Here is a 14660-nt window from a genome sequence, read left to right on the forward strand (position 1 = left end):
CGGTTTCCAGGCACGAGGGCAGGACATGGACGAGAGGACCGCGCTGATGCAGCGGGCGATCGATGCTGCCCGCCTCGGCCCGCAGGCCGACCCCAACCCACGCGTGGGCTGCGTCGTCACGGATGCCGCGGGTCGGGTCACCGGTGTCGGGCACCACCGCGGGGCCGGCACCGCGCACGCCGAGGTCGACGCGCTCGCGCAGGCGGGGGAGTCAGCCCGCGGCGGCACCGCCCACGTCACCCTCGAACCGTGCAACCACACCGGACGCACCGGCCCGTGCACGGCCGCCCTGCTCGAGGCGGGCATCACCCGGGTCGTCTTCGCCGTCGCTGACCCCGACCCGGTCGCCGCGGGTGGCGCCGCGACCCTGGCCGCCGCAGGGGTCGCCGTCGAGGCCGGGGTGCTGCGGGAGGCCGCCGCGGCGCTCAACGAGTCGTGGCTGCACGCCCGCCGCACGGGACGCCCGTTCGTCATCGCCAAGAGCGCCTCGACCCTCGACGGTCGCACGGCCGCCGCGGACGGCTCGAGCCGCTGGATCACCGGCGAGGCCGCCCGCGCCGACGTGCACGACCTGCGCTCGCGGTGCGGCGCCGTCGTCGTCGGCACCGGCACCGCCCTGACCGACGACCCACAGCTCACCGTGCGCACCGCCGACGGCGCGGATGCCGTGGGCCAGCCGCTGCGCGTCGTGGTCGGCCGCCGCGGCCTCCCGGCGACGGCACGCGTGCTCGACGATGCGGCCGAGACCCTGCTGCTGGCGACCCACGACCCCGCCGATGTGCTCGCGGCGCTGCACGCACGCGGCATCCACCGCGTCCTGCTCGAAGGTGGCCCGACGCTGACCGCGGCGTTCCTGCGTGCCCACCTGGTCGACGAGGTCGTCGCCTACGTCGCACCGGCGCTGCTCGGCGGCGGCCCCACGGTCAGCGCCGACCTCGGCGTGCGCACCATCGCGGATGCCGTGCGCCTGGACCTCGTCGACGTCACCGTCCTGCCCCCGGACGTGCGGATCACCGCCCGCCCGTCCACCGCGCCACCCGCCACCGCCCAGACAGGGACCTGATCGCCGTGTTCACCGGAATCGTCGAGGAGCTCGGCACCGTCCTCGCCCTCGACACGCTCGAGGCCGATGGCCGCACCGACTCCGCGCGCCTCACCATCGCGGGCCCGCTCGTGACCGCCGATGCCACCCACGGCGCGTCGATCAGCGTCAACGGGGTGTGCCTCACGGTCGTCACCCACGGCGGCGGTGAGTTCACCGTCGACGTCATGGCCCAGACGCTCGCCCTCACCAGCCTCGGCGCGCTGCGACCGCGTGACCGGGTGAACCTCGAGCGGGCGATGGCGGCCGACGGGCGGTTCGGCGGCCACGTCGTGCAGGGCCACGTCGACGGGGTCGGCACCATCGTGCGCAGGACACCCGGCGAGCGCTGGGAGGTCGTCGAGATCTCGCTGCCCGCAGACCTCGCCGGCTACGTCGTCGCGCAGGGGTCCATCACCGTCGACGGGGTGAGCCTGACCGTCGCCGGGCTCGCCGACACGAGCTTCAGCGTCTCCCTCATCCCGACCACGCTCGCACTGACCACGCTGGGCACCACGGGCGTCGGTGACCCCGTCAACCTCGAGGTCGACGTGCTCGCCAAGTACGTCGAACGCCTGCTCGTCACGCGGCTCGCCAGCCCGGCGGCCCAGCCCACCCCGACCCCCGCGGAGGAGTCATGACCCTGTCGACGATCGAGGCTGCGCTCGACGCGCTGCGCCTCGGGCGCCCGGTGCTCGTCCTGGACGACGAGGACCGGGAGAATGAGGGCGACGTCGTGCTCGCCGGGCAGACCCTGACCGACGCGTGGATGGCCTGGACCATCCGCAACACCTCCGGCTACATCTGCGCGCCGGTCACCGAGGACGTCGCCGACCGGCTCGCGCTGCCGCTCATGGTGACCGACAACAGGGACCCCCGGAAGACGGCCTACACGGTGACCGTCGACGCGGCATCCGGCGTCTCCACCGGCATCTCGGCCGCTGACCGGGCCCACACGATCCGCACCCTGTCCGACCCGACGGCGAGCGCCGACGACCTCATCCGACCCGGGCACGTCGTGCCGTTGCGGGCCCGCGCCGGGGGAGTGCTGGCCCGCCCGGGACACACCGAGGCCGCCGTCGACCTGTGCCGGCTCGCCGGCCTCCAGCCCGTCGGGGCCATCGGAGAGCTCGTCGCCGACGACGGAACCATGTTGCGCACCCCGGGGGTGCTCGCCCTCGGTGCCGAGCACGACCTGCCGGTGGTCACCATCGCCGACCTGGTGGCGTGGCGCCAGCGCCACGACCGCGTCGTGCGGGTCGCTGACACCGTGCTGCCGACGCGGCACGGCACGTTCCGCACGGTGGCCTACCGCGACGTGCTCACCGACGTCGAGCACCTCGCCCTGGTCAGCCCCCTGGGCATCCCGGAGCGGGCGCCGCTCGTGCGGGTGCACTCCGAGTGCCTGACCGGTGACGTGCTGGGTTCGCAGCGGTGCGACTGCGGCCCCCAGCTCGAACGATCGCTCGAGCGGGTCGCGGCCGAGGGCGGGGTCGTCGTCTACGTGCGCGGCCACGAGGGCCGCGGGGTGGGCCTCGGCGCGAAGCTGCGCGCCTACGAGCTGCAGGACCGCGGGCTGGACACCGTTGACGCCCAGCTCGAGCTCGGCCTGCCGATCGACGCGCGCGAGTACGCCGCGGGCGCCGCGGTGCTGCTCGACCTCGGGGTGCAGGAGCTGCGGCTGTTGACCAACAACCCGGCCAAGGTCGACGCGATGCGCGAGCACGGCATCCGGGTCGTCGTCGTCGAGCGACTGCGGATCGCACCCGTGGCCGAGAACGCCGCCTACCTGCGCACCAAGCGCGACCGGATGGGGCACGACCTCGTCATCGACAGCAGTGAAGGAGCAGCACCGGCATGAGTGGACACGGAGCCCCGGTCGTGACCGTCGACGGGAGCGGCCTGCGCGTCGCCGTGGTCGCCGCGTCGTGGCACGAGCAGGTCATGGACGGTCTCGTCGACGGCGCGTTGCGTGGGCTGGCGGATGCCGGGGTGCAGTCGCCTCTCGTGGTGCGGGTGCCCGGCACCGTCGAGCTGAGCGTCGCCTGTGCCCGGCTCGCGCCCCGGTACGACGCCCTCGTCGCCCTCGGTGTCGTCATCCGTGGTGGCACCCCGCACTTCGACTACGTGTGCCAGGGGGTGACCGTCGGCCTGACCCAGGTGTCGGTGACCACCGGGGTGCCCGTCGGGTTCGGCGTGCTCACCTGCGACACGGACGAGCAGGCCATCGCGCGGGCCGGACTGCCCGGCAGCGTCGAGGACAAGGGCCACGAGGCCGCGACCGCGGCCGTCGCCACGGCCGTGACCCTGCGCGACCTGGATGCCGCGGCGGCGGGTCGGTGACCGCGCTGCGCGAGCTGCTCGCCTGGCTCCAGCACGAGTCGATCACGGTGGCGGGGTACCCGCTGCCGTGGATCGAGGTCGTCGGCAACCTCTTCGGGTTCGCCTCGGCCATCCTCGGCATGCGACGCAAGGTCTGGGCCTGGCCCATCGGGATCGTCGGGAACCTGCTGCTCTTCACGATCTTCGTCTCCGCGACCTTCGACGCCGACTCACGCACCCCGCTGTTCGGTCAGGCCGGCCGTCAGGTCTTCTTCATCATGACCAGCCTGTACGGCTGGTGGCGCTGGCAGGAGCACCGCAACGCGCGTCTCGCCGCCGGCGCGTCAGCCGACACCCCGGCCATCACCCCGCGGTGGGCGACCGGCCGCGAGCGCGTCGGGTATGTGCTCGTGTGGATCGGCGGGGTGCTGGTCGCCCAGTGGGCGCTGGCGTCCATCGGGGCGGCGTGGCCCGCGCCGCGCTGGTACTTCTGGTGCGACGCGTGGATCCTCGTGGGCTCGATGCTCGCGACCTACGCGATGGCCCGTGGCTGGAACGAGTTCTGGCTGATGTGGATCGCCGTCGACCTCGTCGGTGTCCCGTTGCTCTGGCACAGCGAGTACTACGCCACCGCAGTGCTCTACGGCGTGTACGGGTTGCTCGTGCTCTACGGCTTCTTCGTGTGGTTGCGGGCCTCGCGCACCGAGGCACCCGACGTGCTGGAGACCCGCGAGCTCGACCCGGTCGGCTGACCGGACGGACGCTGGAGTCGAGGGTCGCCGGGCCCACGTAGGCTTGCCCCTCGTGAAGACGTTTGACTCGCTGTTCGTGGAACTGGCCGACAAGGCCCGTACCCGCCCGCCCGGTTCGGGCACCGTCACCGAGCTCGACTCGGGGGTGCACGGCATCGGCAAGAAGATCGTCGAGGAGGCCGCCGAGGTGTGGATGGCGGCTGAGTACGAGGGCCGCGAGCGCACCGCCGAGGAGATCAGCCAGCTGCTCTACCACCTCCAGGTGCTCATGCTCGCGTGCGACCTGACTCCCGACGACGTCTACGCCCATCTCTGAGGGCCGCACCGGCATCCACCCCTGAACGCCACCACGGCATCCCCTCCTGACGAAAGCCTCACCACCCATGCTGCGCATCGCCGTTCCCAACAAGGGTTCGCTGTCCGAGCCGTCGGCCGCCATGCTCCGCGAGGCGGGGTACCGCACCCGCCGCGACCCCAAGGAGCTCATCGTCACCGACGCCGAGAACGGCGTCGAGCTGTTCTACCTGCGCCCGCGTGACATCGCCGTCTACGTCGGCTCCGGCACCGTCGACTGCGGCATCACCGGCCGTGACCTGCTGCTCGACTCCGGGTCGGCAGCCGTCGAGGTGCTTGGACTGGGCTTCGGCGCGTCCACGTTCCGGTATGCCGCCCGCCCGGGTACCGCGTCCGCGCTCGTCGACATCGCCGGGCACCGGGTCGCGACCAGCTACCAGGGACTCGTCGAGAAGCACCTGGCCGACCACGGCATCCAGGCCGAGGTCGTGCGGCTGGACGGTGCGGTCGAGACGGCCATCACCCTGGGCGTCGCCGACGTGATCGCCGACGTCGTCGAGACCGGGGCCACCCTGCGGTCGCAGGGCCTCGAGGTGTTCGGTGAGCCGATCCTGAGGAGCGAGGCGGTGCTCGTGCGCCGCGAGGGCAGCGAGGAGACGGCCCAGGTCGAGGTGCTGCGCCGGCGGCTGCTCGGCGTGATCACCGCGCGCCACTACGTGATGCTCGACTACGACGTGCCCGCCGCGCTCGTGGATGCCGCCTGCGCCATCACCCCGGGGCTGGAGTCGCCGACGGTGTCGAACCTGCAGAACCGCGACTGGTGCGCCGTGCGTGCGATGGTGCCGCGCTCGGGCACCAACGCGGTCATGGACGAGCTCTACGACCTCGGCGCCCGGGCCATCCTCGTCACCGACATCACCGCCTGCCGGCTGTGACCGACTCCGGCGGTGCGCCCGGCCCGGTGGTGTTCCGCCCGCGCCGTGGACGAGTCGTGCCGGCGGTGATGGCGACGATCGCCCTCGTCGTCACGGCCGCAGTGGCCCTGGGCATGGGGCGCGCCGGGTGGTCGGGGGGCGACCAGTTGGCGTTGTTCGGTCTCGGCGCCGGGCTGGCGGCCTTCCTCGGTCGGTACGCGAGCATCCGGGCGGTGTGCGACGACGTGGGCCTCACCGTGCGAAACCTGCTGCTGACGCGCACGGTGCTGTGGGAGGAGATCGTCGAGGTGCGGTTCCCCGACGGCGCGCCCTGGGTGAGCCTGGAGCTCTCGGACACCGACGAGCTCGCCGTCATGGCGATCCAGCGGGCTGACGGTGACGAGGCCAAGGCCGAGGCCAGGCGGCTCGCGGCCCTGGTCGCTCGGCACCAGCGATAGGGCGCGGAGAGCGGTTGGGCGCCCGCCCACTCACAGTCGTCAGTCGCGGCGAGTACCCACCGGGGCACGATCGGGCCGCAGGCGCAGTGACAGGGCGACCTGCGGCACCATGACGAGCGCGAGCAGCGCCCAGATGAGTGAGAAGCTGCCCGTGACGTCCTCCACGACACCCATCGTCGCGGGCCCGAGCGCCGCGATGGTGTAGCTGACGAGGAAGACCATGGCCGTCAGGCGAGCGCTGTCGCGCGGGGTCGCGGCGTAGCGCACGAGCAGCGCCAACCCGAGCGCGAAGGCCGCGCCCTGACCGGCGCCGAGCAGCGCCGCCCACAGCCACGGGGCGGCATCAGGGGCGAGCCACACCCCGAGTTCACCGCCACCACCGAGCAGCCCCGCCAGCACGATCAGCACTCGCGGGTCGGGCACGCGGTCCAGCAGGGTGGGGGCAGCCAGCCCGGACACGAGCTGCGCTCCGGTGAAGGCCGCCATGAGCAGGCCCGCCTCTCGCGCGGTCCAGCCGTGCGACTCGTACGTGGGGGCCAGCCACGCCAGCGCGGAGTAGAACTGCCAGGACTGAACCGTGAGGTAGGCCGCGACGAGCCACGCCGTCGCACTCGCCCACGGCAGCGTGTGGGAGACGTCCTCGGGCGCCTCCTCAACGCCCCGGATGCCGGCGAGCCGCCCGCGCGACCGGCATCCACGCCACGGCTGCGAGCACGGCGAGCGGCACCCACGCGAGCAGCGATCGCGACCACCCGCCCAGGGCATCGGCGAGCGGCACCGACGTGGCCGACGCGACTGCGGCCAGGCCCATCATGGCGGCCATCGTGAGACCCGTTCCGAGTCCCGAGCGCCGGGCGGGGAAGACGGACTTCACGAGGCCGGGCAAGAGCGTGCCGGCGAGGGCGATGCCCGCACCGGCGACGAACGTCCCGGCGTACAGCGACCACACCGCGCCGCCACCTGACCCGCGCAGCACGAGCCCGGCGAGGACGAGCCCCAGCCCGGCTCCGATGGCGGTCTCGGCGCCCAGCACCGCCTCAGCCAGTGGCGGCAGGCTCGCCATGGGGGTGCGCAGGTTGGCCGCGACCAGCGCGATGGCCGCTACGAGCACCCACGGTGCGCTCCGGGCGCCTGCGGCGGCACCGACCACGCCGGATGCCGTGCCGTGCGTGGGTTCGCGGGTCGTCACCGCACCGAGCATGGCCGGTCCCGGGCCCGGGCCACGGTCGCTTCGATCACGCCCTGCGAGGCGCTGAGGTCACGCGGGGCGCAGTCCTCGGGCGCAGACCACGGGCGGAGACCACGAGGTTGGCCAGCACGATGAGGGCGAGCCCCACCCACTCGTTGAGGTCGAGCACCTGGTCGAGCACGACCCAGCCGGCCAGCGCCGCCCACACCGGGTGCGCGCTGGACAGCGTGCTGAACAGGTGGGTGGGCACGCGTCGCAGGGCCACGACGTCCGCTGCGTACGGCGGCAGATGTGGTCCGGGATGGCCCGGTCGCCTCGGTTCGTGGAGACCGCGGACGTCGACAACTGGCTGGACACGATCGCCACGGGCACGGCGGTGGGTACGACCGCCGAGGCAACGGCGCACCACCACATCCGTCCAGGCGTGACCTACCGGCCGGTCAAGGACGGCCCCCGTATCCCCGTGCGCCTCGCGTGGTGGCGCGATGACCGCCCACGCGGGCTCGGGGACCTGATCGACCTCACGACCCGGCTCTACGCAGGTCGCGCGTCCTCCTCGGGTACCGGGGCGGGGGCCGGGTCAGGGTAGGTGTGACTCGGGCAGGGACAGCAGGGCCTCGTCCTCCTCGAGGCCTGCCACGACGAGGAGGTCGACCACCATCGACCGCACCTGTCCGCGCAACATCTCAGCGGACAGCCCCGCGTCAGGGGCGACGTGCGCTGAGAGCTCGGCGACGCGGTCGAGCACCGCCCGTGCGGCAGAGGGCGTCGCGTGCTCGTCGAGGACCCGGGCCAGGTCGCCCGCGGCGTCGGCCAGGGCCGCCACGAGGGCGATGTACTTCTCGGGCACCTCCTCGTCCCGCACGAGCGCCACGACTGCCCTGCGTGCGAGCACCCGCAGGTTTCGCACGCACCGGTCCAGCGGTACGACGAGCGCCGACCCTGCTCTCGCGGCCGGGGCGTGCCGGCGCAGCAGCGGTGACTGGCGCACCACGGCGGCGCCCTCGGACGCCGCGACCCGCAGCTCTGCCAGCTGGTCCTCCAGCGCGCGTGCATCGTCGAGGGCGGCGGTGGCCAGCGCCCGGTCACGACGGTGCAGGGCGTGGACCACCTCGCGCAGGGTGGTCGCGATCTCTCGCGCCGTCCGGGCCGCGAGCACGCGGGGGCGGCGCACCGGTGACGTGGGCGCGATGGCCCCGACGAGGAGGGCCACCACACCACCCACCACGGCATCCAGCCACCGCGAGACCGAGGCGCTCTGGTCGGCCACCAACGCGACGATGAACACCGACTGCACCCCGGCCTGGACCACGAGCAGCTGGCCCGACGAGACGACGACGGCGATGCCCATGGCGAGCACGACGACGAGGGCCATCTGCAGGGCGCCGGAGCCGAGCCAGACGACGATGAGGTCTCCGACGAGGATGCCGATGGCGACCCCGACCGTCACCTCGACGATGCGTCGCAGCCGTTGGCCGTAGGTGAGGCCGAGGCACAGGATCGCGGTCACCGGCGCGAAGAACGGGTTGACGTGTCCGAGCACCTCGCTGGCCACGAGCCAGGCGGCGAACACGGAGACGCCGATCTGGAGCACCAGCACCCAACGCTCGGACAGCCGGTCGATGCCTCGGGCCAGTGCTGGCCGGGGGTCCGGGAACGTCATCGTAGGCCCGTCGAGAGGACGAGGTGGGCCTGCTGCCAAGGGCGCTCAGCCTCGTACACGGCGTCCTCCTGGGCAGCCCAGCGCTGCCAGTGCGGGGCGTAGAGGTCTCCGTCGCGGCCGAGGGCGCGGCGGCGGCGCACGGCATCCGGTGCGTCGACCCAGACCCGCACGGCGGCGTGCTCGAGCGCGGGAGGGACCAGGGCGCCGCACCCCTCGAGCACGAGGTGCCGACCCGCGGGGACGTCGATGGTGCGCCCAGGGCGGGATCGCATCCAGTCCCAGCGCTGGTACGCGGCGCGCTCCCCGCGGGCGAGGGGTTCGAGCACCTGATCGGTCACCGCGGCGACGCCGGCCGCCAGCCCGTCCCAGCCGGGAAAGATGTCGTCGAGGTGGAGGATCGAGCACCCGAGGGCGCCGGCGACGGCGGTGCCGAGCACCGTCTTGCCCGATCCACTGCGTCCGTCGATGGCGACCACGCCGGTCGCGCCGGCCACGGGTACGGCATCCGCGGCCACCGCGAGCACCGCGGCCACGTGGGCCGGGTCGGCCCCCTCGGCAGGCTCGGCGGGCGGCTGGCTCATGGCGGCGACTCTAGTGCTGGCACCATGGGCGCATGTCCGTGGCCGTGCGCGTCATCCCCTGCCTCGACGTCGACGACGGTCGTGTCGTCAAGGGCGTCAACTTCGAGAACCTGCGCGACGCCGGTGACCCCGTCGCTCTCGCGCGGCGCTACGGCGAGCAGGGCGCCGACGAGTTGACCTTCCTCGACGTCACCGCGAGCAGCGGCGACCGCGCGACAATGTTCGACGTCGTCGCCCGCACCGCCGAGGAGGTCTTCATCCCGCTGACCGTCGGCGGGGGAGTGCGTACCGTAGACGACGTCGACCGCCTGCTGCGGGCTGGGGCCGACAAGGTCGGCGTCAACACCGCGGCCATCGCCCGCCCCGAGCTCATCGCCGAGACCGCCGACCGGTTCGGTGCGCAGGTGCTGGTGCTCTCCGCCGACGTGCGTCGTCGACGTGACGACCACGGGATGCCGTCGGGCGGCTTCGAGGTCACCACCCACGGGGGGCGCACGCGAACCGGCATCGACGCCGTGCAGTGGTGCGTTCGGGCCGCCGAGCTCGGGGCGGGCGAGATCCTGCTCAACTCGATGGACGCCGACGGCACCAAGGACGGGTTCGACCTCGAGCTGATCCGGCTGGTGCGCGCCGAGGTGACCGTGCCGGTCATCGCCTCGGGAGGGGCCGGTCGCGTCGAGCACTTCGCCCCCGCAGTGCGGGCCGGGGCGGATGCCGTGCTCGCCGCCAGCGTCTTCCACTTCGGTGAACTGACCATCGGTCAGGTCAAGGACGCCCTTCGCGCCGACGGCCTGCCCGTGCGCTGAGCGCCCCTGCTCGGGCGCGTCGCTCAGCTGACGCCGAGCATGGCGGTGCGCAGGGACTCCACGTCTGCGGGGGTGCCGTCGATGTCGACGGACGCCACGCGGATCCGCCCGTAGGCAAGGAGCAGCAGCTCGACCGGAGCACCCGTCACCGTGACGACCGGCGCGTCGGGCCCCGCGATGATCGGCTCCGTTGCCGGCGCGACGAGGCGCACACCCACTGGGGAGCGGCGGAACATCAGCCGCGCCGACTTCCGCAGCGCTGCGTGGACCGCCCGCTCGGTGCGCTCGGGCACCTCCCGGCGCGGGCCGGGCGTGCCGTCACCACGCAGGACGTCCTCGTGGTGCACGACGAGCTCGACGGTGTTGACGAGCGCATCGACCCGGTCGATCCGGGTCGGCGACCACCACGGTGGCCCGGAGCGTGCGGTGGCGACCAGCGACTCCCAGTCGCCTTCGGCCACGGCGCGCTGACCGTCCTCGAGACGCCCGGCCAACGCCGGGAGCCAGATGCCGGGCGCGAGATCGGGGCGGTGCTCACGCACGACGAGGTGGGCGGCGAGGTCGCGGGCCCGCCACGGGTCGCAGAGAGTGGGCGCGTCCGGACCGAGCTCGAGGAAGGTGTCGCACAGGGCCTCGCGCTCGGCCTGCACCACCGGCACACGTGTTGTCGACGTCATGCCGGCCATTGTCGACCACGATCCTGCATCCCCGGTGCCTTGAGGGCGCTCCGGTGTCGCTGGGTGCAGGTCGAGCGAGCGCAACATGCCGTGCGGAGGGAACGGGCTTCGGCGTGTTGCGCTCACTCGACCTGCGGCGCCGTCAAAGACCGCAACGCCCGGATGCCGTGCGCACCGGTCCGCGGGTCGGCCCCCGAACCGGGTCGCTCACCACCCACGGCAGAATGAGGGCGTGTCCACCGACCCAACCCTCGACCCCGCCATCGCCGCCCGCCTCAAGCGCGACGCCGACGGACTCGTCGCAGCGATCGTCCAGCAGCACGACACCGGTGAGGTGCTCATGCTCGGATGGATGGACGACGAGGCCCTGCACCGCACCCTGACGCAGGGTCGGGTCACGTTCTGGTCGCGCAGCCGCCGCGAGTACTGGCGCAAGGGAGACACCTCCGGTCACGTCCAGCACGTCCGATCGGTCGCCCTGGACTGCGACGGCGACGCACTCCTCGTGCGCGTCGACCAGGTCGGCGCGGCCTGCCACACTGGGGACCACACGTGTTTCGACGCCGCGGACCTCGGTGCCGTGGTCGGGGACGGCGCGTGAGCACGGCATCCGAGAGCGGTTCCGCCGACCGCGCGACGACCCCGGACCTCGCCTACGGCCAGACCTGGCCCAACCTCGACGTCTTCGGGGTACTCGCCCGCGACCGCCGGGTGATCCCCGTCGTGCGCCGCCTCATGGGGGACGCAGAGACCCCGGTGGGCGTCTACCGCAAGCTCGCGGGAGACCGGCCGGGCACCTTCCTCCTGGAATCCGCCGAGCACGGCGGGGTGTGGTCGCGCTGGTCGATCGTCGGTGCCGCGAGCCGGGCCACGCTCACCGAGCGCGACGGGCAGGCCCACTGGATCGGCGAACCCCCCGTCGGCGTGCCGACCTCGGGCCTGGCCACCGACGCCCTGGCCGAGACCATGCGGGCGCTCGCGACCGAGCCGATCGCGGGACTGCCGCCCCTGACCGGGGGCATGGTCGGCGCCATCACCTACGACGCCGTGCGTCGCTGGGAGCGCGTGCCCGCCACCGCCCCTGACGAGCTCGACCTGCCCGAGCTGGCCCTCATGCTCGCGACCGACCTGGCGGTGCTCGACCACGCCGACGGCTCGATCCTGCTCGTCGCCAACGCCATCAACTACGACGGCAGCGACGACCGCGTCGACCAGGCGTGGACGGATGCCGTGGCACGGCTGGACGACATGACGCGTGCTCTCGCGGCCCCCGCGCCCAGCACGGTCGCCGTCGTCGAGACGGCATCGGTGGACGCGACGATGACCACGGTCTCCTCGAACACCACCCGTGAGCGCTACGAGGAGGTGGTCGAGCTCGCCAAGGAGGACATCCGCGCCGGCGAGGTCTTCCAGGTCGTGCTCTCACAGCGGTTCAGCCTCGACTGCCCGGCCGACCCGCTCGACGTCTACCGGGCCCTGCGCGCCAGCAACCCCAGCCCGTACATGTACCTCTTCCGCCTGCCGCACCCCGACGGATCCTCGTACGCCGTCGTCGGCAGCAGCCCCGAGGCCCTCGTGCGGGTCACCGGCGACCGGGCGATCACCCACCCGATCGCCGGATCGCGCCCGCGCGGCAAGACCCCCGAGGACGACGTGCGCCTGGCCGACGAGCTGCTCGCCGACCCCAAGGAGCGCTCCGAGCACGTCATGCTCGTCGACCTCGGCCGCAACGACCTCCAGCGGGTCTGCCGCCCCGGCACGGTCGACGTCGTCGAGTTCATGGACGTGCGGCGCTACAGCCACGTCATGCACATCGAGTCCACCGTCGTGGGGGACACCCGCCCGGGGGTCAGCGCCTACGACGTTTTGGTGTCGACCTTCCCCGCCGGCACCCTCTCGGGCGCGCCGAAGCCGCGCGCCCTGGCCCTCATCGAGCAGTACGAACCGTCGCGGCGCGGCGTCTACGGCGGCGTCGTCGGCTACCTCGACTTCCATGGTGACCTCGACATGGCCATCGCCATCCGCACGGCCGTCGTCAAGGACGGTGTCGCGCACGTGCAGGCCGGCGCCGGCATCGTGGCCGACTCGGTACCGGCCCGCGAGCACGAGGAGTGCGTCCACAAGGCGACCGCGGCCCTGCGCGCGGTCGCGACGGCCGCGGCGATGCGGACCGTGACATGAGCCGGCTGTCCAGCAAGGGCGCCGTCGCCCTGCTCGCCCTGCTCGGCGCCGGGGGTCTGCTCGTCAGCGGCTTCCGCCCGTGGGTGACCGGGGCCGTCGACGACGCCGTCCTCGGGGCGACCCGGATCAGCGCCACCGGCGCGGAGGTGGCCCCCGGCCTGAGCGCCGTCGCGCTGTCCATCGCGGCCGCGGCCATCGCGGCCGTCGCCGCCGGACGCATCGCGCGGGTGGTAGCCCTGGTCGCCTACGCGGCATCCGTCGTCATCGCCGTGCTCCTCACGGCGCGGGTGCTTGGCGACCCCGAAGCAGTGCTCGGGCCGGTGGCAGCCTCCCGTGTCGGCCGCACCGGCAGCATCGAGAACGTCGCCGACCCGACGGTGTGGCCCTGGGTGGCCCTGGCCGCGTGCGCCGTGGCGCTCCTGGGCCTGGTCGGTGCCGTCCTCGGCCTGCGGGTCTGGGGTGGGCCGTCCTCGCGCTACGAGGTGGCGGATGCCGGTGCCCCCGTCGCCGGTCCGCGCGGCGAGCGCGTGGCGAGCGCCTGGGACGAGCTGAGTGCAGGGCGCGACCCCACCGATGTGGGCCCCGACCCGCGGACCTGACAGAATCACCGGAGAGCCACCGGGCCCCGGTTGTGGGCCCCGCACGAACCTCGCACGAATGGAGACGACATGGACGAGCACGAGGACCACGGGCACAGCGTCGCCGCCTGGACGGCTGTGATCATCTGCATCATCGCGTCGGCGATCATGTCGCTCGCGGTGGTGTTCCCGAACGTCTGGCTGTTCGTCGGCGGTGTCGTCCTGGCCGTCGTCGGTGTCGTCGCGGGGAAGGTGCTGTCCATGGCGGGCTACGGCGCCGCCGCGCGCGACCCCGAACAGGCACCCTCGATCCACTGATGGGTGACGCCACCGCGGGCACGGTCCTCGACGCGATCATCGCGGGGGTGCGTGAGGACCTCGCCGTTCGTGAGGCGGCTCGTCCGCAGGGTGACGTGGAGCGTGACGCCCTGGCCACACCGCCAGCCCTGGACGCCGAGGAGGCCCTGCGCCGACCCGGTCTGTCCCTGATCGCCGAGGTCAAGCGGGCCAGCCCGAGCAAGGGTGAGCTCTCGGACATCCCCGACCCGGCGGCGCTGGCCGCTGCCTACCAGGCCGGGGGCGCCAGCGTCGTCTCGGTGCTCACCGAGGCACGCCGGTTCGGTGGCAGCCTCGCCGACCTCGATGCCGTGCGCGCAGCGGTCACGATCCCGGTGCTGCGCAAGGACTTCGTCGTCACCGACTACCAGGTGTGGGAGGCCCGCGCCCACGGTGCCGACGTCGTCCTGCTCATCGTCGCCGCCCTCAGCGACGAGCAGCTGACGGCCCTGCTCTCACGGGTGCGCGAGCTCGGGATGACGGCCCTGGTCGAGGTGCACGACGAGGCCGAGACCCAGCGGGCCGTCGATGCCGGCGCCAGCGTCATCGGCGTCAACGCCCGCAACCTCAAGACGTTGGACATCCACCCCGAGACGTTCTCGCGGCTCGTCCCCCTGATCCCTCCCGGCTGTGTCACCGTGGCCGAGTCCGGGATCGCCGACGCCGCCGACGCCGGCGCCTACGCCCGCCAGGGCGCGGACGCCGTGCTGGTCGGTGAGGCGCTCGTGCGCACCGGAGACCCGCGCGGTGGTGCCGCCGCGATGGTCGCGGCGGGCGCCATCACCGACCGAGAGGCCCAGCAGTGAGCGACACCCAGACCGACGACGG

Annotated in this window: 21 protein-coding genes; 15 read left to right on the forward strand and 6 right to left on the reverse strand. The window is 73.3% G+C overall.

Going from position 1 to position 14660, the window contains the following annotated elements; all coding sequences use genetic code 11:
• The first annotated feature begins 25 nt into the window (after positions 1–25).
• From ribD to C8E84_RS01855, 8 genes are all read left to right on the forward strand, one after another.
• A complete protein-coding gene (gene ribD / locus C8E84_RS01820) occupies positions 26–1063 on the forward strand; it encodes a bifunctional diaminohydroxyphosphoribosylaminopyrimidine deaminase/5-amino-6-(5-phosphoribosylamino)uracil reductase RibD (protein WP_246196720.1) in 1038 nt (345 codons plus the stop codon).
• Positions 1064–1068: 5 nt separating this feature from the next.
• Positions 1069–1722 (forward strand): riboflavin synthase, encoded by a 654-nt coding sequence (locus C8E84_RS01825; RefSeq protein WP_159898977.1) that lies wholly within the window; start codon positions 1069–1071, stop codon positions 1720–1722.
• Positions 1719–2942: a bifunctional 3,4-dihydroxy-2-butanone-4-phosphate synthase/GTP cyclohydrolase II gene (locus tag C8E84_RS01830; RefSeq protein WP_211675341.1), complete on the forward strand. Its 1224-nt coding sequence runs from the start codon at positions 1719–1721 to the stop codon at positions 2940–2942. The genes C8E84_RS01825 and C8E84_RS01830 overlap by 4 nt, the downstream gene beginning before the upstream one ends.
• On the forward strand, positions 2939–3424 hold the full coding sequence (gene ribH, locus C8E84_RS01835) for a 6,7-dimethyl-8-ribityllumazine synthase (RefSeq protein WP_159898979.1): 486 nt from the start codon (positions 2939–2941) through the stop codon (positions 3422–3424). Before C8E84_RS01830 ends, ribH begins: the two co-directional genes overlap by 4 nt.
• Positions 3421–4155: a nicotinamide riboside transporter PnuC gene (gene pnuC, locus C8E84_RS01840; RefSeq protein ID WP_425495940.1), complete on the forward strand. Its 735-nt coding sequence runs from the start codon at positions 3421–3423 to the stop codon at positions 4153–4155. Before ribH ends, pnuC begins: the two co-directional genes overlap by 4 nt.
• Positions 4156–4207: 52 nt before the next feature.
• Positions 4208–4471 (forward strand): phosphoribosyl-ATP diphosphatase, encoded by a 264-nt coding sequence (locus tag C8E84_RS01845; RefSeq protein WP_159898981.1) that lies wholly within the window; start codon positions 4208–4210, stop codon positions 4469–4471.
• Positions 4472–4538: 67 nt separating this feature from the next.
• A complete protein-coding gene (hisG, locus tag C8E84_RS01850; protein ID WP_159898983.1) occupies positions 4539–5384 on the forward strand; it encodes an ATP phosphoribosyltransferase in 846 nt (281 codons plus the stop codon).
• A complete protein-coding gene (locus C8E84_RS01855) occupies positions 5381–5821 on the forward strand; it encodes a PH domain-containing protein (RefSeq protein WP_246196721.1) in 441 nt (146 codons plus the stop codon). The genes hisG and C8E84_RS01855 overlap by 4 nt, the downstream gene beginning before the upstream one ends.
• Positions 5822–5860: 39 nt before the next feature.
• Here the strand turns inward: C8E84_RS01855 and C8E84_RS01860 are convergent, their stop codons facing one another.
• The 3 genes from C8E84_RS01860 to C8E84_RS01870 are packed head-to-tail and all read right to left on the reverse strand — an operon-like array spanning position 5861 to position 7275.
• Positions 5861–6586: an MFS transporter gene (locus tag C8E84_RS01860; protein WP_159898985.1), complete on the reverse strand. Its 726-nt coding sequence runs from the start codon at positions 6584–6586 to the stop codon at positions 5861–5863.
• Positions 6474–7010: an MFS transporter gene (locus tag C8E84_RS01865; RefSeq protein ID WP_159898987.1), complete on the reverse strand. Its 537-nt coding sequence runs from the start codon at positions 7008–7010 to the stop codon at positions 6474–6476. The genes C8E84_RS01860 and C8E84_RS01865 overlap by 113 nt, the downstream gene beginning before the upstream one ends.
• 46 nt (positions 7011–7056) lie before the next feature.
• Entirely contained in the window at positions 7057–7275 is a 219-nt protein-coding gene (locus tag C8E84_RS01870) for an EamA family transporter (protein ID WP_159898989.1), read from the reverse strand.
• Positions 7276–7332: 57 nt separating this feature from the next.
• Here C8E84_RS01870 and C8E84_RS01875 point away from each other — a divergent pair, with 57 nt between their 5' ends.
• On the forward strand, positions 7333–7599 hold the full coding sequence (locus C8E84_RS01875) for a type 2 periplasmic-binding domain-containing protein (protein ID WP_211675342.1): 267 nt from the start codon (positions 7333–7335) through the stop codon (positions 7597–7599).
• Here C8E84_RS01875 and C8E84_RS01880 read toward each other — a convergent pair.
• Complete coding sequence (locus tag C8E84_RS01880; RefSeq protein ID WP_159898991.1) at positions 7591–8673, reverse strand: FUSC family protein; 1083 nt, start codon at positions 8671–8673, stop codon at positions 7591–7593. The two genes, C8E84_RS01875 and C8E84_RS01880, sit on opposite strands and share 9 nt — an antisense overlap.
• Complete coding sequence (locus tag C8E84_RS01885) at positions 8670–9254, reverse strand: nucleoside/nucleotide kinase family protein (protein ID WP_159898993.1); 585 nt, start codon at positions 9252–9254, stop codon at positions 8670–8672. The genes C8E84_RS01880 and C8E84_RS01885 overlap by 4 nt, the downstream gene beginning before the upstream one ends.
• 32 nt (positions 9255–9286) lie before the next feature.
• Here C8E84_RS01885 and hisF point away from each other — a divergent pair, with 32 nt between their 5' ends.
• Positions 9287–10060: an imidazole glycerol phosphate synthase subunit HisF gene (gene hisF, locus C8E84_RS01890; RefSeq protein ID WP_159898995.1), complete on the forward strand. Its 774-nt coding sequence runs from the start codon at positions 9287–9289 to the stop codon at positions 10058–10060.
• A gap of 23 nt (positions 10061–10083) precedes the next feature.
• Here the strand turns inward: hisF and C8E84_RS01895 are convergent, their stop codons facing one another.
• The gene (locus C8E84_RS01895; RefSeq protein WP_159898997.1) at positions 10084–10737 is read right to left on the reverse strand and encodes a TIGR03085 family metal-binding protein; all 654 of its coding nucleotides are present in this window, start codon (positions 10735–10737) and stop codon (positions 10084–10086) included.
• A gap of 232 nt (positions 10738–10969) precedes the next feature.
• Here C8E84_RS01895 and hisI point away from each other — a divergent pair, with 232 nt between their 5' ends.
• The 5 genes from hisI to trpC all read left to right on the forward strand — a co-directional run bounded on the left by hisI (position 10970) and on the right by trpC (position 14638).
• Positions 10970–11338 carry a phosphoribosyl-AMP cyclohydrolase gene (gene hisI, locus C8E84_RS01900; RefSeq protein WP_246196722.1) on the forward strand — a complete coding sequence of 123 codons (369 nt, stop codon included), beginning with the start codon at positions 10970–10972 and terminating at the stop codon, positions 11336–11338.
• Positions 11335–12918 carry an anthranilate synthase component I gene (locus C8E84_RS01905; protein ID WP_159899001.1) on the forward strand — a complete coding sequence of 528 codons (1584 nt, stop codon included), beginning with the start codon at positions 11335–11337 and terminating at the stop codon, positions 12916–12918. The genes hisI and C8E84_RS01905 overlap by 4 nt, the downstream gene beginning before the upstream one ends.
• Positions 12915–13517 carry a Trp biosynthesis-associated membrane protein gene (locus tag C8E84_RS01910; RefSeq protein WP_159899003.1) on the forward strand — a complete coding sequence of 201 codons (603 nt, stop codon included), beginning with the start codon at positions 12915–12917 and terminating at the stop codon, positions 13515–13517. Before C8E84_RS01905 ends, C8E84_RS01910 begins: the two co-directional genes overlap by 4 nt.
• A 69-nt stretch (positions 13518–13586) precedes the next feature.
• Complete coding sequence (locus tag C8E84_RS01915; RefSeq protein WP_159899005.1) at positions 13587–13814, forward strand: HGxxPAAW family protein; 228 nt, start codon at positions 13587–13589, stop codon at positions 13812–13814.
• On the forward strand, positions 13814–14638 hold the full coding sequence (trpC, locus tag C8E84_RS01920; protein ID WP_159899007.1) for an indole-3-glycerol phosphate synthase TrpC: 825 nt from the start codon (positions 13814–13816) through the stop codon (positions 14636–14638). The genes C8E84_RS01915 and trpC overlap by 1 nt, the downstream gene beginning before the upstream one ends.
• Positions 14639–14660 lie beyond the last annotated feature (22 nt).

The sequence above is a fragment of the Ornithinibacter aureus genome, from assembly GCF_009858245.1.
In the GTDB taxonomy this organism is placed as follows: Bacteria; Actinomycetota; Actinomycetes; order Actinomycetales; family Dermatophilaceae; genus Fodinibacter; species Fodinibacter aureus.